We start from the raw sequence: 20,669 nt of genomic DNA, 5'->3' as shown, positions 1-20,669 counted from the left end.
CGCCCGGCGGGACGGGCGCCAGCCGTCCGGCTTCACCTCACGAGGGTGGACGCTGCCGGTTCGTCCGCGGACCGCTGCCGTGGGATGACGACCCTGCGGGCGGGTCGCAGCAGGCGGACGGCACGGTCGCCGAACCAGCGCAGGAATCCGGTGGGCAGGAAGACGGCATCCGCCGCGATCATCGCCAGGGAGAAGAACGGCAGCCCCAACACGACCGCGATACCCGCGTGCTCGCACATCATCACGGCGAGCAGCACGTTCTTCACCCGTCGGTTGAACAGCGTGAAGGGGAAGGCGACCTGCACGATCACCGTGCCATAGGTGATCAGCATGACGATCAGGCCGTTGCCCGCGAGCGCGTGGGAGAGCGCGGGCCAGGGGGTGAAGTCGTTGAGGTGCAGCGGGTAGTAGAGGGCGGTGCCGTCCTCCCAGCGCGACCCTTGGATCTTGTACCAGCCGGCCGTCGCGTAGACCAGGCACACCTCGACGACGATGACCAGCATCGCCCCTCCGTGCACCAGATTGGCGATCATGTCGAGCACGGTCCGCGGCTCGCCGGGCGCATGGCGGCGCACCAGCCACCAGGCCGCCTGCGCCGCCAGGGCTGTCCACAAGGCGATCGCCCAGAACCCGCTGAGGTCGCCGAGGGCGGTGACCCAGAGCAGTACGAGGGCGAAGACGGTCCACAGGGCGATCCCCACCGGATCACGGTCACGCCCGTCAGCACCGGCGGCGGTACGCCGGGCGCGTCGGCTGTCCAGTGACCAGACCTGGCCGCAGCGGGTGAACGCCAGATAGATCGACATGATGTGCAGGACGTTGTCGCCGCCGTCCCCAACGAAGACGCTCCGGTTCTGCAGCGCCAGCACACCAACCATGAACAGGATCGACGCGGTACGGGTCCGCCAGCCGAGCAGCAGCATGACGCTGGTCGCGATGGCGGCGGTGTAGACGACCTCGAACCACAGCCTGCTGTCGGACCACATCAGTGCGCTGAACGCGTGGTTGGAACCGATCAGCGCGCGTGCCATGCCCCAACTCCACGGGCTGTCCGGCCCGTAGAGCTCGCTGCGGTGCGGCCATTCACGCACCAGGAAGAGCAGCCAGGTCAGCGAGAAGCCGATACGGACGACCGCTGACTGGTAGGGCGCGACGGCGCTGCCGGTGATCCGGGCCAGACCGCGGACGATCGCGCGATCGGTGCCGCGCAGCAGGCCTGCGAACGGGGAAGGGACGGTCGCGGCGGAGCCGGTCGAGGGGCGCGGCCCGGCGGCGGGCTTGTCGGTCACGTGAAGTCCTCGGGGCTGACGGCCCACCACGGGAGTACGCGGTAGTAGGTCCGGGTGTCGATCTTCTCCGTGCTCCACGGCGGGGCGGCCACGGCGGTGGTCGCCGAGCGCACCTGGATGCGCTGTACGTCGCCGCCGTTGAGGCGCGGCCCGAAGCGGTGCGCCACGATCCGCAGGATGTAGGACTGCGCGAGGTCGCCGCGCAGCCCGTTGGAGCGGTTCTGGTCGTCGTGCGAGTCGGTGTAGAAGGACCAGGCGCGGCGCAGTTCGTTCTGCTGGGTGTGGCTGGGGATCGGGTTGTGGCGTATCTGCACGACATCCATCGCGGTCAGATCCACCCAGCCGGTCGTGGCGATGGTGCCGTCCGGCCTGCGGACGTCGGCGCGCGCCTGGACGTCGCTGTTCTGCTGCAGGGGGTTGGGCGCGAAGAGCTTCCAGTTCTGCTCGAACTCGGGATAGATGTAGTCGCTGATCGTCCCCGCGTACTGCTGGGAGACCGTGTTCGTCGGGGCGACGTGCAGGAAGACCATCGCGAGGTGGACGGTGGCGCCGACCGCGACGGCCGCCACGGCGAGGGCGAGCACGATCCGCGAGGTCACCGAGAGGCTGGATATCCCGCCCGGGTCGTCGGGGTCGTCGGGGCCGTCGGCGGTCTCGGCAGTACCGGCGGCGGCGTCGCCGGATGCCCGCGTGCCGTTGTCCTCGCCGGGCACATCCGATCTCGCTGTCTCCTCCGCCGCCCTGTCCTCGGGTGGCTCCATGTCGTTCCCCGTCTCTTCGCTGTGGTCGTTCGCACCGGAACGGTACTCATGCCGCTGTCAGGAAGACAGCCGTAGCGAGGTTTTCCACAAGGCGGGGCCGCCCCGGAACGGGGGTTCTCCACAGCCCTGGATCAGCCTTGACACCCTACGCCGCCAGATCCACCATTGAACCGAACGGTCGGTCGGGAGCAGGGAGGCTTCTGGAATGACCACGGCACCGGCGGCAGGCGCCGCCAACGAAACGGCACCCGCCGAGCTGGTGGCGGGGTTCGACGCGGTGGTGGCCGCGGACAGCCGCATCGAGCCACGCGACTGGATGCCGGACGCGTACCGGTCCACCCTGATCCGGCAGATAGCGCAGCACGCGCACTCCGAGATCATCGGCATGCAACCGGAGGCCAACTGGATCACCCGCGCACCGAGCCTGCGCCGCAAGGCCATCCTGATCGCCAAGGTGCAGGATGAGGCGGGCCACGGCCTGTACCTGTACGGGGCGGCCGAGACCCTGGGCGTCGGCCGCGACGACATGCTCGACAAGCTGCACTCCGGCCGCCAGCGCTACAGCTCGATCTTCAACTACCCCACCTTGACCTGGGCGGACGTCGGCGCCATCGGCTGGCTCGTGGACGGCGCCGCGATCACCAACCAGGTGCCGCTGTGCCGCTGCTCCTACGGACCGTACGCGCGGGCGATGGTGCGGGTCTGCAAGGAGGAGTCCTTCCACCAGCGCCAGGGCTACGAACTGCTGCACACGCTGTCGCACGGCACGAAAGAGCAGCACGCGATGGCGCAGGACGCCGTCGACCGCTGGTGGTGGCCGTCGCTGATGATGTTCGGCCCGCCGGACGACGAGTCCGCGCACTCCGCGCAGTCCATGGCCTGGCGTATCAAGCGGCATTCCAACGATGAACTGCGCCAGCGCTTCGTGGACATATGCGTTCCGCAGGCCGAGGCGCTGGGCCTGCGGCTCCCCGACCCCGATCTGCGGTGGAACGAGGAGCGCGAACGGTGGGACTTCGGGGCGATCGACTGGGAGGAGTTCCACCAGGTGCTGCGGGGCAACGGGCCGTGCAACGAGCAGCGGCTGACACAGCGGCGCACCGCTCACGAGGAGGGTGCGTGGGTACGGGACGCGGCCGCCGCGTACGCGGCCAAACACCAGGCGAAGAGCGGCCAGGAGGCGATGGCGGTATGAGCGGCAGCAACACCGACTGGCCGCTGTGGGAGGTCTTCGTCCGCAGCAAGCGGGGGCTGAGCCACAGCCACGCGGGCAGTCTGCACGCCCCGGACGCCGCGATGGCGCTGCGCAACGCGCGGGACCTGTACACCCGGCGCGGTGAGGGCGTCTCGATCTGGGTGGTGCCAGCCGCCGCGATCACCGCATCGTCCCCGGACGAGAAGGACCCGTTCTTCGAACCGGCGGCTGACAAGACCTACCGCCATCCCACGTTCTACGAGATCCCGGAGGGAGTGAAGCACCTGTGACCACGTCGACCGTGCCGACGACCGCGGCCCTGTCGCTCGCCGACGACGCGCTGGTGCTCTCCCACCGGCTCGGCGAGTGGATCGGACACGCACCGGTACTGGAGGAGGAGGTGGCGCTGGCCAATATCGCGCTGGATCTGCTGGGCCAGGCCCGCTTCCTGTACTCGATGGTGGGCGACGAGGACGAGTTGGCCTATCTGCGGGAGGAACGCGCGTTCCGCAATGTGCAGTTGGTGGAGCAGCCGAACGGCGACTTCGCCACCACGATCGCGCGCCAACTGTTCTTCTCCTGCTACCAGGGCCTGCTGTACGGGGAGTTGGCGTCCACCGACGGTGAGCTCGCGGCACTGGCCGCGAGGGCGGTGAAGGAGGTCGCGTACCACCAGGACCACGCGGTGCAGTGGACGCTGCGGCTCGGCGACGGCACGCCGGAGAGCCGGATACGGATGCAGCGCGCGCTGGACAGCCTGTGGCGGTACAGCGGCGAGCTCTTCGCACCGGTCGAGGGCCTGCCGGTGGAGCCCGCGGCCCTGCGCGAGAGGTGGCTGGAGACCGTCACCACCGTCATACGGCAGGCCACCTTGACCGTGCCGGACGGATCGGACCACACCCCCTGGGCGGCCGGTGCGGGACGGCAGGGGATCCACACCGAGCCGTTCGGCCGGATGCTCGCCGAGATGCAGCATCTGCATCGCACACACCCGGGGGCGTCATGGTGACCACGGTGCTGGAGGAGGAGCTGCGGCGGATAGCGGGCAGTGTCCCCGACCCGGAGCTCCCGGTGCTCACCTTGGATGAGCTGGGTGTACTGCGCGGGGTGCGGGTCACCGGCCCGGGCCGGGTCGAGGTCGAGCTGACCCCGACATACACCGGCTGCCCGGCGGTGGAGGCGATGGCGGCCGACATCACCGAGCGGCTGCGGGAGCAGGGCATGGCGGAGGTGTCGGTGCGGACCGTGCTGTCGCCGCCATGGAGCAGCGACGCGATCAGCGCCGAAGGGCGGCGGAAGCTCGCGGAGTTCGGCATCGCACCGCCACGGCCGACCAGTGCGGGAGGGCCGGTGCCGTTGACGCTGTCGGTGCGCTGTCCGCACTGCGGCTCGCTGGACACCACGCTGCTCAGCCGCTTCTCGTCGACGGCCTGCAAGGCGCTGCGGCGGTGCGAGGCGTGCGGTGAACCCTTCGACCACTTCAAGGAGTTCTGATGGCGGCCGGCTCCGTGGCTCGGCATGGTGCGTTCCATCCGCTGCGGGTGGCGGACGTCGAGCGGCTCACCGATGACGCGGTGGCGCTCACCTTCGAGGTGCCCGACGAGCTGCGTGCCGCCTACCGGTTCGCACCGGGACAGCACATCGCGCTGCGGCGGTATGTGAACGGCGGGGAGATACGCCGCACCTACTCCGTCTGCGACCCGGCACCGGCTCCCGGGGCCGAGGGACCGCGGCGGCTGCGGGTCGGGGTGCGGCTGGTGGAGGGCGGCGAGTTCTCTACCTACGCGCTCAAGGAACTGGCGGCGGGCGACGCCCTGGAGGTGATGACCCCGGCGGGGCGCTTCGGGCACGCACTGCCGCTGTCCGGCCCCGGTCACTACGCCGCGATCGTCGGCGGCAGCGGCATCACACCCGTACTGTCGATCGCGGCGACGGTCCTCGCCCAGCAGCCGCGGGCCCGCTTCTGTCTGATCCGCAGCGATCGGTCCGCTGCCTCCACGATGTTCCTGGAGGAGGTGGCCGACCTCAAGGACCGCTATCCGGACCGGCTCCAGCTGGTCCATGTGCTCTCCCGGGAAGAGCAGCAGGCCGGGCTTCCCTCGGGACGCCTCGACGAGGAGCGGCTGACCGGGCTGCTGCCCGCGCTGCTGCGCCCGGAGACCGTGGACGGCTGGTTCCTGTGCGGCCCGTACGGGCTGGTGCAAGGCGCCGAGCGCGCGCTGAGCGCCCTCGGGGTGGAGCGGTCCCGGATCCACCAGGAGATCTTCCATGTGGACGAGGGTTCCGCGAACGCCCCCGCCACGGCAGCGGCCGGGGACGCGACCGGCAGCACGGTGAGTGCGACGCTGGACGGGCGCGGCGGTAGCTGGCCCGCTCGGGAGGGCGAATCGGTGCTGGAGACGGTGCTGCGCAACCGGGCGAACGCGCCGTATGCGTGCAAGGGAGGGGTGTGCGGTACCTGCAGGGTGCGGTTGGTCGAGGGCGAGGTACGGATGGACCGCAACTTCGCCTTGGAGCCAGATGAGTTGGCCGCCGGATATGTACTGGCCTGCCAGTCCCATCCGGTCACCGAGCGCGTGGAGGTGGACTTCGACGCATAGGGCACCCATTCCACAGCGGACTTCGGCAGCCGTTCTTTCCGCCTCAGGGAACCTCCGTGCAGAGCCTGTTCAGTTCATAGAACCTGTTCTACTCTGACGCACTGTCAGGTATCCGCGGCGATACCCGTACCGGCGGGAGGGGCGAGCAGTGGACTTCGGCTTCACCGAGGAGCAGCAGGCCGCCGTTGAGGCGGCGCGCGCGGTCTTCTCGTCAGTGGCACCCGACGCGGTACCGAGCCCATCGCTCACACCGGGCCCGGTCGCCCCTGACTTCGACCGTCCGCTGTGGCGCAGGCTCGCCGAGACCGACCTGCTGAGCCTGGTCATCGACCCCGAGTACGGCGGCGCCGGGCTCGATCCGGTCGCCCTGTGCCTGGTGTTGCGCGAGGCCGGACGAGTACTGGCACGCGTCCCGCTGCTGGAGACCTGCGCCGCCGCACTGGCCGTCCAGACCTACGGCAACGGGGAGTTGCGGTCACGGCTGCTGCCCGCCGTAGGCCGCGGCGAGACCGTGCTCACCGTCGCCGCCAGCGGGCGCACCGGACACGAACCGGCCGAACTCGCCGTCACCGCACGGGAGTCGAACGGCACATGGCTGCTGGACGGGGTACAGACGGCCGTGCCATGGGCGCAGCAGGCCGATCACATCCTGGTCCCGGCCCACACCGCCGCCGACCGTACGGTGATCGCTGTGCTGCCCCGGGTCCTTGAAGGGGTGTCCCTTGCCGACCAGGTGTCCACCAACGGCGAGCGGTATGCGGAGCTGCGGTGCGACGCGGTCCGGATTCCGGCCGCCGACATGGTGACCACCACCGGGGCCTGGGAGTGGCTACGCGATCTGCTGGCCACCGGCAACTGCGCGCTGGCACTTGGACTGGCCAGCCAGGTCACCGCCATGACCAGCGAATACACCAGTAAACGCGAGCAGTTCGGGCACCCGATCGCGACCTTCCAGGCGGTCGCCGTACAGGCCGCCGACCGCTACATCGACACCCGCGCGATGGAGGTCACCCTCTGGCAGGCCGCCTGGCGGCTGAGCATCGGCACCCCAGGACCGCTGCCGATCACCGCCGATGTGTCGGTCGCCAAGATCTGGGCCTCGGACGGTATGCGCCGGGTCGTACAGACGGCGCAGCACCTGCATGGTGGCTTCGGCGCCGACACCGACTACGCGCTGCACCGCTACCACGCGTGGGCCAAGACGCTGGAGCTGTCGCTGGGCCCGGCCGCCGCCCATGAGGAGCGGCTCGGCGGGCTGCTCGCCGCCCACTCGCCGGGGTGAGCCGCCCGGCGATCCCGACTAGCCGACCACGGCCGGACCGCCGTGGTCGGTCACCATCGGACGGCCCGCCGCCTCCCACGCCAGCATTCCGCCGTCGACGTTCACCGCGTCCAGGCCCTGGGCGATCAGGTACTGGGCAACCTGCGCGGAACGTCCGCCGACCCGGCACACCACATGCACCCGACGGTCCACCGGCACCTCGGCGATCCGCGCCACCAGCTCGCTCATCGGAACGTGCGTCGCGTGCTCGGCGTGACCGGCCGCCCACTCATCGTCCTCGCGGACATCCAGCAGAAACCCGTCGGACGGCACGGCGGCGGCCTGCACCGCGGGCAGCGAGGCGAAGTTCATGGATCAGCCTTTCTCGGGTCCTCGGAATCGATCCCGCTCCAACGTATCTCCTCGGCGCCCCCGGCCCGGTCCTGCTCAGTCCGAGGCCGGACGCAGCAGCGATTCCAGCCGCCGCTCCCGCTCCGCGACCTGGCCGAGCAGCTGCTCGGCGATCTCGTTGAGCAGACTGTCCGGATCTTCGGGGGCTATCTTCATCATCTGGCCGATCGCACTGGACTCCAGCTCGGCGGCGACCGCGGCCAGTGCCTCCTTGCGCTCCGCCAGCCACTCCAGCCGTGCGTAGAGCTCCTCCGCCTTGCTGGGCGCGGCCCGCTCCGGGGGCGGGCCGGCCGCCCACTCCTCGGCCAGTGCGCGCAGCGCGGCCTCGTCCCCGTAGCCGTAGGCCTCGTTCACCCGGGCGATGAAGTCGCCCCGCCGCTTCTGCTCCGCCTCGTCCTGGGCCAGGTCCGGATGGGCCTGGCGGACCAGTTCGCGGTAGAGGCGGCGGGCCTCCTCGCCCGGCCGGACCCGGCGCGGTGCCTGCGGGTCGTCCACCTGCCGTACGCCGTCGGAGCCCAGCAGCCCCTCGAAGAGCTCCTCGATGCCCGGCATGGGCATCACCAGGGCGCGGGCCTCCCAGGCCCGGCGGATGTCCTCGCGCTCGCCGGTGTGCGCGGCGACCGCCTCGGCGATCAGCGCGTCGAGCTCGTCCAGCCGGGTGTACATCGGGCCGAGCCGCTGGTGGTGCAGCCGGGAGAAGTTCTCCACCTCGACCCGGAAGGTCTCCACCGCGATCTCGAACTCGATCAGCGCCTGTTCCGCGGCCCGTACCGCCTTCTCCAGACGGTCCTCCGCGCCCTGCTGCTCTGCCTGTACGCCTTCCGGGTTCATCACCCGCCCAGCCTACGAGGAGCCGCGCACCGCTGGTTCCACAAGCGCCCACGGGAGCCGTGGACGGGCCGCAGAAGCCGCGGTCGCCGGCGGCGGACGCCGGTGTCCGTGGTCCCGTGCGGGGCGCTGCACCCGCTTCCTCCCGCCGCAGGTAGTCAAACTCTGTATTTTCCCAACCTCCTATGACGTTTCGTGCTTGCCTTGTCGGGACCGCCACTCCTCTGGCCATCTCACACAACAACCGTGGGTGCACGACGTTGGACAAGATGATCACGATGCCCGGCGAGCAGTCCTGTGATGGACACCCGCCGCCCGACGGGATAGCCGCCCTGCTGCGGCTGGCCGTCGTCTCCGTCGACGCGGACGGCAGCGTCTCCTACTGGAACCGCGGCGCCGAAGAGCTGTTCGGGCACCGCTGGGAGGCCGTGTTCGGCCACCGTGCCAGGGGCCTGCTGCCCGCGCCCGCCGATCCGCCCCTGACCGGTGAACGCGATGCCATCGCCCTGCTCGACGGCCTCACCCGGCCCCGCTGGTGCGGTGCCTTCCCGGTCACCGACCACGCCGGTGCGCTCCGCGACACGCTGTGGTGGTCGTACCGGATCACCGAGCGGACCGGCCGCGGCCTGCTCGTGCTGGCCGCGCACGCCAAGCCGCTGCGCGCCGGCGCCCTGCGGCTCGCCATCGGCGATCGCATGCTGCCGTATGTGCTCGCCGAGACGGCCGGGCCGGACGGCGTCGAGCTCACCGCCCGGTTCACCCCCGCGCCGTCTCCCGCCACCGCGGCACGAACCGCCGTGCGGCTCGCCGCCGTACTGCCCCGGGTCAGCCCCGGACGGCTGGACAGGATCACCCGCCAGATCGCCCAGCTCGGCGCCCCCGCGCTGCAGGTAGAGGGCTGCGCACCGCTCGCCGTCCTCCCGTACGAGGCCGGGCCGCCGCCGCGCACCGCGCGCCGCGGTGAGCCCGCCGTCCCCGCCCGTCGCCGCGCCGAACTCCCCGCGGCGCCGCGGCACAGGACGCGCAAGCGGCCACCCCTCATCCCGGTACCGCCGCCCGGCTTTCCGCCGCCCGCGCCCGGCGGGCTGCTCGATCAGCAGCTGGCGCTGCTGCGGGAGACCGGTGCCCGGGTCGGCACCACCCTTGAACCCGGCACCACGGCGGCCGAGTTGTGTGCCGTCGCGGTTCCGCGCTTCGCGGACTTCGCCAGCGTGCTCGTCGTCGACCAGCTCTTCTCCGACGCGCTGCGCGACGGCTCGGTACCCGGGCGCCAGGCGCACCAGGTGGACGGGGGCCAGGCCGTCACCGTGCGCAGGCTCGCGGTGTCCGGCGGGTGCACCAGCAAGGCCTGGGGTTCAGTGGTGCCCGAGGGCGAGTTGTTCACCCTGCCCGGCGGGCAGGTGCCCGGACTGGCCGAACCGCTGCTGCTGCCGGTGGTCGATCCCGCGCTCGCCGAGGACGTGGCAGCCGACCTGGGCGCACCCGCCCTCGGCGATCTGCTCGCCAACCGCTCGGTGCTGGTCACCCCGCTGACCGCGCGCGGTCTGGTGCTGGGCCAGATGCGCTTCGTACGGGACCCGGACCGCCGTCCGTTCGACGCGGCGGACGCCGCGACCGCGGTGGAGTTCGCCGCGCGCGGCGCCGTCCACCTCGACAACGCGCGGCTGCACCGCCTTGAGTCACGCGCCGCCGCCACCTTGCAGCGCAGCATGCTGCCGACCAGCCCGCCGCGCATCCCCGGGGTGCGGATCGCCCACCACTACCGGCCCGGCGACCGCCAGGCGCAGGTCGGCGGTGACTGGTTCGACGCCATTCAACTCCCCGGGGGCCGGGTCGCGTTGGTGGTCGGCGATGTGATGGGGCACGGTCTGTTGAGCGCCGCGGTCATGGGCCAGTTCCGCACCGCCGTACAGACCATGGCCGCGCTCGATCTGCCACCCGCGCAACTACTGCGCCACCTCGACAACCTCGCGCACCGCCTCGGCACCACGGACCACCTCGCCACCTGTGTCTACGCGGTGTACGACCCGATCCACCGCACGCTCGCGCTGGCCAACGCCGGCCACATCCCGCCGGTGCTGGCCCGGCACGACGGACGCAGCGAGCTGTTGAAGATCCCCGAAGGCGCGCCCATCGGTGTGGGCGGGGTGCCGTTCGAGACGGTGGAGATCCCGGTACCGGACGGGAGTTGGCTGGTGCTGTGCACCGACGGCCTGGTCGAGGTGCGCGGTGAGGGGATAGACGCGGGTCTGGCGGCGCTGTGCGCCAATGTCATCGAGCCGCAGCAGACACCCGAGGACGTCTGCAACCAGATCCTCAGCCAGGTGCACTACGAGGAGCGCGGCGACGATGTGGCACTCCTGGTCGCCCGCTTCGAGGGCATCGCACCGCAGGACGTCGCCGAACGGCGGCTGCGGCTCGACCACTCGGAGGTTCGCGCGGCCCGCGCGTTCAGCCGCAAGCAGCTCGCCGACTGGGGCCTCGGCCAACTCGGCGACCTCACGGAACTGCTGGTCAGCGAGCTGGTGACGAACGCCCTGCGGGTCGCCACGCACGAGGTCCAACTGCGGCTGATGCGGGTGGGCAAACTGCTGGTGGAGGTGAGCGACGACGACCACAACCTGCCGCAGCTGCGGCGCGCCGACGAGGACGACGAGGACGGCCGCGGGCTCGCCCTGGTCAGCAATCTGTCGCATCGCTGGGGGACGAGCCGCCAGGCGGTCGGAAAGGTGGTCTGGTTCGAACTGCGCTTGCCACAGGATTAGTTCGGGGCGGATTTCGCCGGGGCGCGGCCGGTTCCGTACCGCCGGTCCGCGTCGTCGTGGTCACCGGCCGCCCGGCGGTCAGACCGCGACCGCCTCGGCCATCTCCTCCTCGGTGTCGGCAGCGGGCACGGCCACGACGGCGCGCCGCCGCTTCTCGGTGAGCCCGGCCGCGGTCACCGCCAGCAGGCCGACGACCAGCCACAGCGCCAGCGTGAGCACGTTCCCGTTCAGCCCCCGGCTGCCGAAGTAGGCCAGGCCACGGGCGCCCTCGATGAATCCGGCGCCGTTCCAGAAGGCGTGCAGGGCAGCGAAGAACCCGTTCTGCAGTTCGGGCCGGAAAATGCCGCCCGAACTGGTGAAGTTCAGCATGACGAACAGCACCATCACCCCGAGCGTGGTCCACCGCTTGAGGAAGGTGTGCAGGCCGGTGCCGATCAGCAGGATCCCGGCCGAGTAGAGCCACATCAGCCCGCACACACCCGGCAGCCCGTGCTCGACGACATGGAAGACCGGACCGGCGAACAGCGCGCCGATCGCGCTCACCGCCAGCGACATCCCGGCAGCCAGCAGGGCACGTATCCGCAGCGGCAGCACCGCGCCCGCGCCGCCGATCACCGCGACCGAGGCGTACGAGCCGATGCTCACCGCGACCAGCAGGAAGAACAGCCCCTGCCCGGTGGGGTCGTGCGGCGCGGGCGGGGCGACGTCGGTGACCTTCAGCGGGTGGCCCTGCTGGGCGGCGACGGGCGTGAAGACCTTCTCGGCGGCCGTGGCGTTGGTGCCGGAACCGGCCGAGGCGACCAGCAGTTCCGGTGCCGTACGGCTGGCCGCGTACGCGCCGTAGATCTGCCGGTCCGCCAGGAGCCGCACGGCCTCGGAGCGGGACGCGACGGTCCGCACATCGAGGGCGGCGCCGCCCTTGTCCTGGAGGGTCTGGGCCATCACCCGCTGCGCGGGCGCCTGCCCGACGACGGCGACCGGCAGGTGGTGCGGCGCCGGATCGCCGAAGGCTCCCAGATAGCCGAGACCCATGCCGACGCACATCAGCAGCGGTGTCAGCAGATGGGTGAGGACGTGGCGGATCGCGCACGGCGGTGTGTTCCCGGCCATCGGTGGGCCCTCCCAAGGTAGCTAGTTGGCTTTTGCAACGACATTTACGTTGTACTATACAACCACCTGAAGGGAGAACCACCATGCCGCCCAGCCGGGATGATTCCGTCGAGACGATCCAACGCGAACTGACCGCCTTCGCGCGCCGCGCCCGGGCGACGGCCGCCCGCATGCATCCCGAGCTCTCGCTGGTCTCCTTCACCCTGCTGGCACACCTCGCCGACCAGCAGGGCTGCCGGGCGACAGATCTCGCGGCGCACTACCTGCTGGACAAGTCCACGGTCAGCAGGCAGGTCGCCGCGCTGGAGAAGCTGGGCTTCGTCGAGCGCCGACCGGACCCGGACGACCAGCGCGTACAGGTGCTGCATCCCACACCGCTGGGGTACGAGACGCTCGCCTCGGTGGCGGCCAGCCGCCGTGCGGTGTTCCGGGAACGCCTGGCGGACTGGTCAGAGGAGGACCTGTCGCGGTTCGCCGAATACCTGGAGCGCTACGGCCGTACGGCCACGCGTTCGGAGAAGTAGGACCCGGAGAAGCGGGACCGCGGATCCGTCACGCGGCAGGGCCGCGCGGACACGGCGGCGCTTCCGGCATGTGCTTCGCGGCCCAGTCGGCAAGTTCGCTCATCGCGGGCCCCAACGCGTCGCCCGCCACGGTGAGTTGGTAGGTCACCCGCAACGGCGGCCCCCCGTCGACCTCACGCACCAGCAGCCCGGCGCCGGCGAGTTCGGTCAACCGGTCCGAGAGCATCCGCTCACTGATCCCAGGGATGGCCCGTCGCAGCTCAGCGAAGTGCGAACGCCCCTGAGCCATGAGTACGGCGATGATCACGCCGGTCCACCGCTTGCCGAGCAGCGTGAACACCCGCGTGATGCCTTGGTCGATCGCACTGCATTCCTGGGGGACCGCCATGGCCCCATCCTACTGCACTCACATCAGGGGCTGCAGTTTTGTAAGTAGGTGTGCTATCTATAGTTGACGTACGGATTTCAACATCCTTGTTTCGGAGGCACCCCCATGGCCACGCTGCTGCACCTTGACTCGTCCCTGTTCCCGCAGAGCTCCGCGTCCCGCGACGTCACCGCCACCTTCCGCAAGGAGTGGGAGGCGCAGCACCCGGACGGCACGGTCATCTACCGCGACCTCGCCGCCGAGCCGCTGCCGCACCTGGAGCTGGACGGCGCCCTGGCCGGATTCACCGCTCCCGATGAGCACACGCCCGAGCAGGCCGCCGCGTTCGTACTGCGTGACCAGCTCGCCGCCGAGCTGGAGCAGGCCGACGCGATCCTAATCGGCGCTCCGATGTACAACTTCACGATTCCGTCGACCCTGAAGGCCTGGCTGGACCAGGTGATCATCAGGGGCCGCACCTCGGGCGAGAAGCCCTCCGCCGCCGGGACCCCGGTGGTCGTCGTGGCCAGCCGCGGCGGCTCGTACGCTCCCGGCACCCCCCGGGAGAGCTTCGAGTTCGTCCAGAACTACCTGGAGAAGGTGCTGAACGGCATGCTCGGCCTTGAGGTCGACTTCATCGTTCCCGAGCTGACCCTGGCCCGCAGCAACCCGGCGACGGCCCACCTGGTGGATCTCGCCGACGCCTCCAAGGCCAAGGCCCACGAGGACGCCGCCACCAAGGCCAAGGACCTCGTCAGCCGCCTCGCCGCCTGACCTCTCCTCGGGGCGCCGTGAGCACCCTTCCGGGGTCGGCCGTCCCGTCGCGGAACCTCTAGGTTCCGTGACGGGGTGGTCGGCCCCCTTCCGGTTTCCCGTCCCGCCAGGCGGGCGGTCGCACTACCTCGTCCTCACGACTTGGGCGCGTCCTCCGCGCGCGGCCACAGCCTGCCCTCCAGCGCCTCGACGCTGCGGTTGAGCCGGACCAGTACGTCCTCCAGCTCCCGCACCTCGTCCGCCGACCAGTCCGCGACGACCCGGGCCAGGCACGAGCGGTTGAAGTCGCGGTCGGCGGCGAGCCGGCGCCCGCCCTCCTCGGTGATCCGCAGCTTGCGGGCCATCCCGCCGTCCGGGTCCGGGACGCGTTCGGCCAGGCCGACGCGCAGCAGCGCCGCCGTCTGCCGGTTCACGGTCGAGGTGTCGAGCCCGAACGCCTCCGCCAACTGCCCGATGGACATGGGACCCTGGGCGTCGATCCGACTGAGCAGCAGATAGGCCGAGCGTTCCAGGCGTTCGGATTCCCGCTCCCGGCGAGCCATCACCTGGTGCCGCGAGAGCAGCATCAGCTCTCGCTCCAGTCTCTCCAGCACCGTGCCTCCCGCTCCTTCCGGCTAGGTAATGTGCACGATACACATCATGTGTACTATGCACTTCTCTCTGTCGGCCCCAGGCCGTTCCCCTCGGCCCCGGGCCTGAAGCGAGCCCGAGCCTGAAACCTCAAGGCGGTAAGCGTGTCATCCCCCATAGCCGAGCCCTCCACCGCGCATCCGCGCACCGGAGGCCCGATCGTCGCGGTGCTCGCGTTCGCGGGCATCGTCGTCGCCGTGATGCAGACCCTGGTGGTCCCGCTCATCGCCGAGCTGCCGCGGCTGCTGCACACCACGACCTCCAACGCCTCCTGGGTGATTACCGCCACACTGCTCGCCGGAGCCGTCGCCACCCCCGTGATGGGGCGCCTCGGCGACATGTTCGGCAAGCGGCGGATCCTGTTCTGCAGCCTCGGGCTGCTCATCATCGGCTCGCTGGTCTGCGCGTTCACCTCGGACCTGGTGCCGATGGTGATCGGCCGCACCCTGCAGGGCGGCGCGATGGGCGTTATCCCGCTCGGCATCAGCATCATGCGGGACGAGGTGCCCGCCGAGCGGATGGGCTCGGCCATGGCGCTGATGAGCTCCTCCCTGGGCGTCGGCAGCGCGCTCGGCATGCCCGCCGCCGCCTATGTGGCGGAACACACCAACTGGCACGCGCTGTTCATGGGCTCGGCCGGGCTGGCCGCGATCGCGCTGCTGCTCGCCGCGCTGTTCGTTCCCGAGTCGCCGGTCCGCACCCCGGGGCGCTTCGACGTGGTCGGGGCGGTCGGGCTTTCCGCGGGCCTGGTCTGCCTGCTGCTCGGGATCTCCAAGGGCAGTGACTGGGGCTGGGGGAGCGGCACCACGCTCGGCCTGTTCGCCGCCTCGGTGGTCATCCTGGTCGCCTGGGGCGCCGTCGAACTGCGCATGGAACAGCCGCTGGTCGATCTGCGGACCACCGCACGACGCCAGGTCCTGCTGACCAACCTCGCGGCGATCACCGTCGGCTTCGCGATGTACGCGATGTCGCTGGTCCTCCCGCAGTTGCTGCAGTTGCCGAAGGCCACCGGCTACGGACTCGGTCAGTCCATGGTGGTCGCGGGACTGTGCGTGGTGCCCGGCGGGATCGTGATGATCTTCCTCAGCCCGGTCTCCGCCAAGATCTCGGCGGCCCGCGGGCCCAAGGTCTCCCTGATGCTGGGCAGCGTCGTCATCGCCATCGGCTATGCGCTCGGTCTGGGCCTGGTGCACGCGGTCTGGCAGACCCTGATCGTCTCCGCCGTCATCGGCGGTGGCATCGCGCTGGCCTACGCGGCCATGCCCGCCCTGATCATGGGCGCGGTACCGCCCTCGGAGACGGCGGCCGCCAACGGCCTCAACACGTTGATGCGGTCCATCGGCACCTCAACCGCCAGCGCGGTCATCGGTGTTGTGCTCTCCCATATGACGCAGCCGCTGGGCGGTGTGCCGTTGCCGTCCATGAACGGCTTCCGCACGTCCTTCGTCATCGCGGGCGCGGCGTGTGTGGTGGCGCTGCTGATCGCCGCGTTCCTGCCGGGACGGGGTGCACGCACCCCGGCAACCGCGGTCGGCGCGACGGCCGTTGACGCCACGGATGCGGAGCCCGCGGTCCCGGCCCCCGCCGCTTCGGTCGCTGCCGTCTCCGGCGGCCCGGTGCCGAGCGGTGCCGGGTTCCACGGGCTGGTGCGGGGCGCCGACGGCGAGCCGGTGGGCCGGGCCACCCTCACCCTCGTCTCGCCGGACGGACGGCAGCTGGGCCGGGCCTCCTCGCGGCCCGACGGCTCGTACGCGCTGGACGCCCCGGCCGGTGGCTCGTACGTCCTGATCGCGGCCGCCGACGGCCATCAGCCGCAGGCGTGCACGGTCATGGCGGCGGCCGCCCCGGTCATGTACGACATCACGCTCCCGTACGCCACCGGCCCCTCCGGTCTCCAGGTGCGGGGCACCGTACGCGCCGGGGAGGGCCGCCGTCCGCTGGCGGACGCACGGCTGACCCTGGTGGACGCCACCGGGAACGTGGTCCGCACCACCACCACGGACCCCGACGGCGGCTATGCCTTCACCGATCTGACCGCGGGCGAGTACTCGCTCATCGCCAGCGGCTACCCGCCGGTGGCCACCGCGCTCGCCCTGGAGGGCCGGGGCACGGACGGCTTCGACATGGCGCTGGCGCACCCCGCGGCGGAGTAGACCGGTGAGTCCTGACCCGAGGGCCGTGCGCCCTCGGGTCAGAGCCGTACGCCGTAGTCGCCGGCTATCCCGGCGAGCCCGGAGGCATAGCCCTGCCCGATCGCGCGGAACTTCCACTCGGCGCCGTTGCGGTACAGCTCGCCGAAGACCATCGCGGTCTCGGTCGAGGCGTCCTCGGTCAGGTCGAAGCGCGCCAGCTCCTTGCCGTCGGCCTGGTCGACCACCCGGATGAACGCGTTGCGCACCTGCCCGAAGTTCTGGGCGCGCGCCTCGCCGTCGTAGATCGAGACCGGAAAGACGATCTTCTCGACCTCGGGCGCCACCGCCGCGAGGTTCACCCTGACCGACTCGTCGTCGCCGTCGCCCTCGCCGGTGAGGTTGTCACCGGCGTGCTCGACCGAACCGTCCGGGCTCTTGAGGTTGTTGAAGAAGACGAAGTGCCCGTTGGAGGGCACCTTCCCGGTCGCGTCCAGCAGCAGCGCGCTCGCGTCGAGGTCGAAATCGCTACCGGTGGTGGTGCGTACGTCCCACCCCAGTCCGACGGTGAGCGCGGTCAGTCCCGGGGCCTCCTTGGTCAGCGAGACATTGCCGCCCTTGCTGAGGCTGACGCCCATGGATCTCCCTGCGCAATCCGGCGCGGGCCACGCCACTTGACGATTCCTTTGCCCAGTTGTCCCAACGGCCGCGCCGGGCCCCGCGTTCCCGGCGGACGCCGCGAATTCGGCGCGTTCTCGCGTCCGCCGCAAGACCCCCTCCGCCGGGGGTGGCTCCCTCCCTCCGGGTCAGACCTGCGGGGTATGCGGAAGGCGGAGTCAACCGGAAGGTGTACACCCCGTTTGCACCACAGGTGGACGCATCCGGGCATCGGAGCGGGAAGGCTGGAGACAGCAACGCGCTCTCGTGGACAGTGAAAGGATTCCCCTCATGCCTCCCAAGGCGGGCCTCGTAGCGGCCATCACCATCGGCGCCGTCGGCCTCGGCAGCCTGGCGGTCGTCGGAGGCCCCGGCGCCGTCAACTGGTTCAAGGGACGGCATGTGCAGCAGAGCTCGTACGACAGCGGCCGTGCGGCCAAGTCGGACCGCGCGTCGATGCCCCGCTGGCTGCCGGACACCGCGACCGCCGTCCGCTACCGGATGTCCACCACCGGCGGCGACCGGCTGCTGAAGGCCACCCTGCCCAACGCCAAGCTCCCCCACGGCTGCAAGCCGGGCGGCAGGCCGGCCCGCGCCCATCTGAAGGCCTCATGGTTCCCCAAGGGCACCGACCACAAGTCCCAGGCCACCTGTGGCGGCACGTACAACGCCGTCCTGAAGGGCACCGAGTTGTACGCCTGGCAGGACAACGCCTCCTGGGTCGCCGCCAACAAGGCCCCCCACGGACACACCCCGTCCACAGGCCACCACCACAAGCAGAAGCAGCACTGAGCGCGGCGCGAAGGGCCACGGCCGAACGGCCGAGGCCCAGCCGAGGGCAGAAGAAGCGCGGGCTGGCTGGGTACTCGCCTGATGGAGGTCCCGAGAAGTTCCTGGGCCAACACCACGCACGATTGGTCCAGCGTCAGTTGATTTGGATCATCTGACACATGTCCGACAGAGTCCGGAGAGGTTCGCGCCAGGTGGCCCGTGGCATCTTGTCCTTGAGGTGCCTGCCCATGCCGCCGAGGAAGCATCGAGCAGGGGCGGTGGACACCGCCTCGTCACCCTCTATCCGGATGATTCCTTCTCCCCTGACTTCCGTCTGCGCCGGTGTGCGGTGTGTGGGGGCATCAGGCGTCCCCTCCGTCGGTGGTCGTGTCCAGCACATCACGGGGGGGCTCACGGCCCGTCAGAACGGCGCGGAGCGCAATACCCCTTCACGGGTACTGCGGGTGCCATTCGAAGAGCAGGATGGTGGCGTCGTCCCGCAGGTCGTTTTGCTGGTAGTCGAGGATGGCGTGGATGAGCAGCCGCAGTACCTCGGCCGGGCGCTGGCCGACGGCGGAGGCGCGGATGATGAAGTCCGTGAACCGGTCGAGGCCGAACTCAACGCCGTTCGCGTCGCGCGCGTCGACCACACCGTCGGTGTAGAGCAGGACGCGGTCGCCCAGTTCGAGTGTGGTCTCGTGGACCTGCCGGGCAGCCGGTTCGAGTTCGGAGTGCAGGCCGATCGGCGGCTGCGGGGGGCTGTCCAGCGCCCCGTCGAGCACCCGCTCGGCACGGATCAGCAGTGGTGGCGGGTGACCGCAGTTGATCCAGCGCAACTCCCCGGTGTCGGCGTCGAGCCGGCACACCACACCGGTGCAGAAGTGGTCGGGCAGCCACTGGGCGAGCGCGCGGTCGACGGAGCCGACGAGGTCGGGCAGGTCGGCGCCGCTGCGGCGGGCGTTCCGCGCGCCGGCCATGGCCACCGAGGTGGTCAGACCGGAGGCCAGATCGTGGCCCATGGCGTCGAGGATCATGGTGTGCAGCACGTGCTTGACCACCGCGTGGTCGAAGGCGTCGCCGCCGACGTCGTACGCCGGCTCAAGCACCGCGGTCGAGACGCACTGCGTGCTGCCGATGGTGCGGGGCGGCAGGAAGGCCCGCAGCATCTCGGCCGGCAGCCGCATGGTCGCGGTGCGGGTGCGAGCGGCGATCCAGTCGCTGTAGGCGCGCTTGGAGGTGACGACCATCGCGAGCAGATCGGCCAGCATCCGGCTGCGGCGCATCCGCGACCCGTCCAGTGTGGCGGTCCGCACCGCCAGCACCCCCAGCCGCTCCGCACCGTCGACCAGCGGCGCCCAGACGACCACGCCGTCGCGGTCGTCCGTCACCCGCGGGGAGACCGTGCGGTACGCCCAGCCGGCCTGCGAGGCGTCCACCGGCAGCGGTTCCAGGGACTCGTCGAGCGGGATGAGCAGCCATTGCTGCAGGTCGACGAGGTAGATCAGCGCCGTGTTCAGGCCGAGGGCCAAGGCGCACCGGTTCGCCAGTGCGGACAAATCCACCGGGAGAACGATCTGCGCCTCGGTGATCAGCTCTTCCAGCCGACTCTCGTCGACGGCGGTGCCGGGATCGGCGGGCGCCTGCGATGGGTCCGGCACGGGGATCACCCCTTCCGCACCCAGTTTCACACCGATCCCGGCGCCTCTCACCTCAGCGGCGCCCGCCAAGCCAGGCCACGACCACGTCGACGACCGGGGTGCCTGGCTCGGCGACGCGCCGGACCGCCTAGCGGTCCCCCGGGGACGAGCGGCACACCGACGGTGATCAGCACCGCCTGCAGCTTCAGCCGGTTCCGGTCGGGCGCCGGAACAGTGAACGGCAACCGGTCCTCCGCCCGCGGCGACGCCGGCCACGCCCTGTATCCAGGGCCCGTAGCCGTTTGCTGATCAGTTGCTCGAACTGGATGGCGCAGAGCTCGACTTGGGCGGGTGTGAGGACAAGAACCGATGGCGTGGTCCGGCCGTTGCTGCGGTGCAACTCGATGCCGAGGGCGGCCTGCTGTGCGCGGTGGTCGTGGACCGCGTCTCGTTGGAGTGGGGTGGCGTGGGTAACCGATGCCCAAACCCCCTGGTCGGAAGTGGCGTTGTCCTTGTGGTGCATGGCGTTCACACCCCTCGTTGTCGGTGGGTGAGTGGTGGGGAACCGCGGCCCGTGTGCTGCTGGACCGCCCGCGTCACCGAGGACACCGCAGCCCGAGCGGGGCGGGAGGCGCATGGGCCGCCGACTACGGCCGCCGTTCCGCCATCGAATCCGGCAACGCTGAGCTCAAGACCCACCGACTCCACATCGACCGCGGCTTCACCCGCGTCATGGGCACCCTCAAGAACACCCTCCTGCTGGCCTTCGCCATCGCCGGACTCAACGTGGTCCTCCTACGCGACTGGCACGCCAAACGCCACCGCCCCGACCTCTGGGCCACCCTCACCGGCGAACCCGAGGAGCCCCGTAAGACCCGGCGCACCCGGGCCAAGCGCCGCACCACCACCCTCGCCACCCTGACCACCGGCGAACCACCAGGCTGACCTACCCCAGCCCCC

21 protein-coding genes are annotated in these 20,669 nt (G+C 70.8%); 12 read left to right on the top strand and 9 right to left on the bottom strand.

All coding sequences use genetic code 11. From position 1 onward, the window contains the following. Window positions 1-32: 32 nt before the first annotated feature. On the bottom strand, window positions 33-1,289 hold the full coding sequence (locus P2L57_RS35245) for an HTTM domain-containing protein (RefSeq protein ID WP_372516059.1): 1,257 nt from the start codon (window positions 1,287-1,289) through the stop codon (window positions 33-35). Then, window positions 1,286-2,050, bottom strand: a complete 765-nt coding sequence (locus tag P2L57_RS35240; RefSeq protein WP_275821735.1) for a DUF5819 family protein — start codon at window positions 2,048-2,050, stop codon at window positions 1,286-1,288. The genes P2L57_RS35245 and P2L57_RS35240 overlap by 4 nt, the downstream gene beginning before the upstream one ends. A gap of 205 nt (window positions 2,051-2,255) precedes the next feature. On the opposite strand from P2L57_RS35240, the gene paaA reads away from it, so the two are divergent. The 6 genes from paaA (at window position 2,256) to P2L57_RS35210 (ending at window position 7,127) form a co-directional block, all read left to right on the top strand. After that, window positions 2,256-3,245 carry a 1,2-phenylacetyl-CoA epoxidase subunit PaaA gene (paaA, locus tag P2L57_RS35235; RefSeq protein WP_275821734.1) on the top strand — a complete coding sequence of 330 codons (990 nt, stop codon included), beginning with the start codon at window positions 2,256-2,258 and terminating at the stop codon, window positions 3,243-3,245. Next, window positions 3,242-3,535 (top strand): 1,2-phenylacetyl-CoA epoxidase subunit PaaB, encoded by a 294-nt coding sequence (paaB, locus tag P2L57_RS35230; RefSeq protein ID WP_275821733.1) that lies wholly within the window; start codon window positions 3,242-3,244, stop codon window positions 3,533-3,535. Before paaA ends, paaB begins: the two co-directional genes overlap by 4 nt. Then, a complete protein-coding gene (gene paaC, locus P2L57_RS35225; RefSeq protein ID WP_275821732.1) occupies window positions 3,532-4,254 on the top strand; it encodes a 1,2-phenylacetyl-CoA epoxidase subunit PaaC in 723 nt (240 codons plus the stop codon). The genes paaB and paaC overlap by 4 nt, the downstream gene beginning before the upstream one ends. Continuing rightward, a complete protein-coding gene (paaD, locus tag P2L57_RS35220; protein ID WP_275821731.1) occupies window positions 4,248-4,739 on the top strand; it encodes a 1,2-phenylacetyl-CoA epoxidase subunit PaaD in 492 nt (163 codons plus the stop codon). Before paaC ends, paaD begins: the two co-directional genes overlap by 7 nt. Continuing rightward, window positions 4,739-5,845, top strand: a complete 1,107-nt coding sequence (paaE, locus tag P2L57_RS35215) for a 1,2-phenylacetyl-CoA epoxidase subunit PaaE (RefSeq protein ID WP_275821730.1) — start codon at window positions 4,739-4,741, stop codon at window positions 5,843-5,845. Before paaD ends, paaE begins: the two co-directional genes overlap by 1 nt. Before the next feature lie 148 nt (window positions 5,846-5,993). Then, the gene (locus P2L57_RS35210) at window positions 5,994-7,127 is read left to right on the top strand and encodes an acyl-CoA dehydrogenase family protein (RefSeq protein WP_275821729.1); all 1,134 of its coding nucleotides are present in this window, start codon (window positions 5,994-5,996) and stop codon (window positions 7,125-7,127) included. Window positions 7,128-7,145: 18 nt separating this feature from the next. On the opposite strand, the gene P2L57_RS35205 is transcribed toward P2L57_RS35210, so the two are convergent. Next, window positions 7,146-7,478, bottom strand: a complete 333-nt coding sequence (locus P2L57_RS35205) for a rhodanese-like domain-containing protein (protein ID WP_275821728.1) — start codon at window positions 7,476-7,478, stop codon at window positions 7,146-7,148. A 75-nt stretch (window positions 7,479-7,553) separates the two neighbouring features. Further along, on the bottom strand, window positions 7,554-8,348 hold the full coding sequence (locus P2L57_RS35200; RefSeq protein ID WP_275821809.1) for a J domain-containing protein: 795 nt from the start codon (window positions 8,346-8,348) through the stop codon (window positions 7,554-7,556). A gap of 266 nt (window positions 8,349-8,614) precedes the next feature. On the opposite strand from P2L57_RS35200, the gene P2L57_RS35195 reads away from it, so the two are divergent. Next, on the top strand, window positions 8,615-11,110 hold the full coding sequence (locus P2L57_RS35195; RefSeq protein ID WP_275821727.1) for an ATP-binding SpoIIE family protein phosphatase: 2,496 nt from the start codon (window positions 8,615-8,617) through the stop codon (window positions 11,108-11,110). Between the two features lie 78 nt (window positions 11,111-11,188). Here P2L57_RS35195 and P2L57_RS35190 read toward each other — a convergent pair whose 3' ends face one another. Next, window positions 11,189-12,220, bottom strand: coding sequence for an ABC-2 transporter permease (locus P2L57_RS35190; RefSeq protein ID WP_275821726.1), 1,032 nt, complete (start codon window positions 12,218-12,220; stop codon window positions 11,189-11,191). Between the two features lie 83 nt (window positions 12,221-12,303). Between P2L57_RS35190 and P2L57_RS35185 the strand changes: the two genes are divergently transcribed. Then, window positions 12,304-12,744: a MarR family winged helix-turn-helix transcriptional regulator gene (locus P2L57_RS35185; RefSeq protein ID WP_275821725.1), complete on the top strand. Its 441-nt coding sequence runs from the start codon at window positions 12,304-12,306 to the stop codon at window positions 12,742-12,744. 28 nt (window positions 12,745-12,772) lie between these two features. Here the strand turns inward: P2L57_RS35185 and P2L57_RS35180 are convergent, their stop codons facing one another. Next, window positions 12,773-13,132, bottom strand: coding sequence for a winged helix-turn-helix transcriptional regulator (locus P2L57_RS35180; protein WP_275821724.1), 360 nt, complete (start codon window positions 13,130-13,132; stop codon window positions 12,773-12,775). 105 nt (window positions 13,133-13,237) lie between these two features. On the opposite strand from P2L57_RS35180, the gene P2L57_RS35175 reads away from it, so the two are divergent. Next, window positions 13,238-13,885: an FMN-dependent NADH-azoreductase gene (locus tag P2L57_RS35175; protein WP_275821723.1), complete on the top strand. Its 648-nt coding sequence runs from the start codon at window positions 13,238-13,240 to the stop codon at window positions 13,883-13,885. A 134-nt stretch (window positions 13,886-14,019) separates the two neighbouring features. On the opposite strand, the gene P2L57_RS35170 is transcribed toward P2L57_RS35175, so the two are convergent. Next, a complete protein-coding gene (locus tag P2L57_RS35170; RefSeq protein ID WP_275821807.1) occupies window positions 14,020-14,451 on the bottom strand; it encodes a MarR family winged helix-turn-helix transcriptional regulator in 432 nt (143 codons plus the stop codon). A 168-nt stretch (window positions 14,452-14,619) separates the two neighbouring features. Here P2L57_RS35170 and P2L57_RS35165 point away from each other — a divergent pair, with 168 nt between their 5' ends. Next, complete coding sequence (locus tag P2L57_RS35165; RefSeq protein ID WP_372516058.1) at window positions 14,620-16,668, top strand: MFS transporter; 2,049 nt, start codon at window positions 14,620-14,622, stop codon at window positions 16,666-16,668. 38 nt (window positions 16,669-16,706) lie between these two features. Here the strand turns inward: P2L57_RS35165 and P2L57_RS35160 are convergent, their stop codons facing one another. Further along, on the bottom strand, window positions 16,707-17,282 hold the full coding sequence (locus P2L57_RS35160) for a TerD family protein (protein WP_275821722.1): 576 nt from the start codon (window positions 17,280-17,282) through the stop codon (window positions 16,707-16,709). A gap of 310 nt (window positions 17,283-17,592) precedes the next feature. Here P2L57_RS35160 and P2L57_RS35155 point away from each other — a divergent pair, with 310 nt between their 5' ends. Next, the gene (locus tag P2L57_RS35155) at window positions 17,593-18,093 is read left to right on the top strand and encodes a hypothetical protein (RefSeq protein ID WP_275821721.1); all 501 of its coding nucleotides are present in this window, start codon (window positions 17,593-17,595) and stop codon (window positions 18,091-18,093) included. Window positions 18,094-18,521: 428 nt separating this feature from the next. Here the strand turns inward: P2L57_RS35155 and P2L57_RS35150 are convergent, their stop codons facing one another. Continuing rightward, window positions 18,522-19,730: a PP2C family protein-serine/threonine phosphatase gene (locus tag P2L57_RS35150; RefSeq protein WP_275821720.1), complete on the bottom strand. Its 1,209-nt coding sequence runs from the start codon at window positions 19,728-19,730 to the stop codon at window positions 18,522-18,524. A gap of 555 nt (window positions 19,731-20,285) precedes the next feature. Here P2L57_RS35150 and P2L57_RS35145 point away from each other — a divergent pair. Continuing rightward, window positions 20,286-20,654 carry a hypothetical protein gene (locus P2L57_RS35145; RefSeq protein WP_275821719.1) on the top strand — a complete coding sequence of 123 codons (369 nt, stop codon included), beginning with the start codon at window positions 20,286-20,288 and terminating at the stop codon, window positions 20,652-20,654. The last annotated feature ends 15 nt before the right edge of the window (window positions 20,655-20,669 follow it).

Origin of the sequence: Streptantibioticus ferralitis (assembly GCF_029223525.1) — a bacterium.
Lineage (GTDB): Bacteria > Actinomycetota > Actinomycetes > Streptomycetales > Streptomycetaceae > Streptantibioticus_A > Streptantibioticus_A ferralitis.
This window is presented reverse-complemented; position numbering and strand designations above follow the sequence as displayed.

Bases quoted from the DNA above. Each gene is read 5' to 3' on its own strand.
- paaA (WP_275821734.1), top strand. From the start codon at position 2,256: ATGACCACGGCACCGGCGGCAGGCGCCGCCAACGAAACGGCACCCGCC.
- paaD (WP_275821731.1), top strand. From the start codon at position 4,248: ATGGTGACCACGGTGCTGGAGGAGGAGCTGCGGCGGATAGCGGGCAGT.
- P2L57_RS35160 (WP_275821722.1), bottom strand. From the start codon at position 17,282: ATGGGCGTCAGCCTCAGCAAGGGCGGCAATGTCTCGCTGACCAAGGAG.
- P2L57_RS35195 (WP_275821727.1), top strand. From the start codon at position 8,615: ATGATCACGATGCCCGGCGAGCAGTCCTGTGATGGACACCCGCCGCCC.
- P2L57_RS35170 (WP_275821807.1), bottom strand. From the start codon at position 14,451: ATGCTGCTCTCGCGGCACCAGGTGATGGCTCGCCGGGAGCGGGAATCC.
- P2L57_RS35240 (WP_275821735.1), bottom strand. From the start codon at position 2,050: ATGGAGCCACCCGAGGACAGGGCGGCGGAGGAGACAGCGAGATCGGAT.
- P2L57_RS35200 (WP_275821809.1), bottom strand. From the start codon at position 8,348: ATGAACCCGGAAGGCGTACAGGCAGAGCAGCAGGGCGCGGAGGACCGT.
- P2L57_RS35175 (WP_275821723.1), top strand. From the start codon at position 13,238: ATGGCCACGCTGCTGCACCTTGACTCGTCCCTGTTCCCGCAGAGCTCC.
- paaE (WP_275821730.1), top strand. From the start codon at position 4,739: ATGGCGGCCGGCTCCGTGGCTCGGCATGGTGCGTTCCATCCGCTGCGG.
- paaB (WP_275821733.1), top strand. From the start codon at position 3,242: ATGAGCGGCAGCAACACCGACTGGCCGCTGTGGGAGGTCTTCGTCCGC.
- P2L57_RS35205 (WP_275821728.1), bottom strand. From the start codon at position 7,478: ATGAACTTCGCCTCGCTGCCCGCGGTGCAGGCCGCCGCCGTGCCGTCC.
- P2L57_RS35180 (WP_275821724.1), bottom strand. From the start codon at position 13,132: ATGGCGGTCCCCCAGGAATGCAGTGCGATCGACCAAGGCATCACGCGG.
- P2L57_RS35190 (WP_275821726.1), bottom strand. From the start codon at position 12,220: ATGGCCGGGAACACACCGCCGTGCGCGATCCGCCACGTCCTCACCCAT.
- P2L57_RS35185 (WP_275821725.1), top strand. From the start codon at position 12,304: ATGCCGCCCAGCCGGGATGATTCCGTCGAGACGATCCAACGCGAACTG.
- P2L57_RS35155 (WP_275821721.1), top strand. From the start codon at position 17,593: ATGCCTCCCAAGGCGGGCCTCGTAGCGGCCATCACCATCGGCGCCGTC.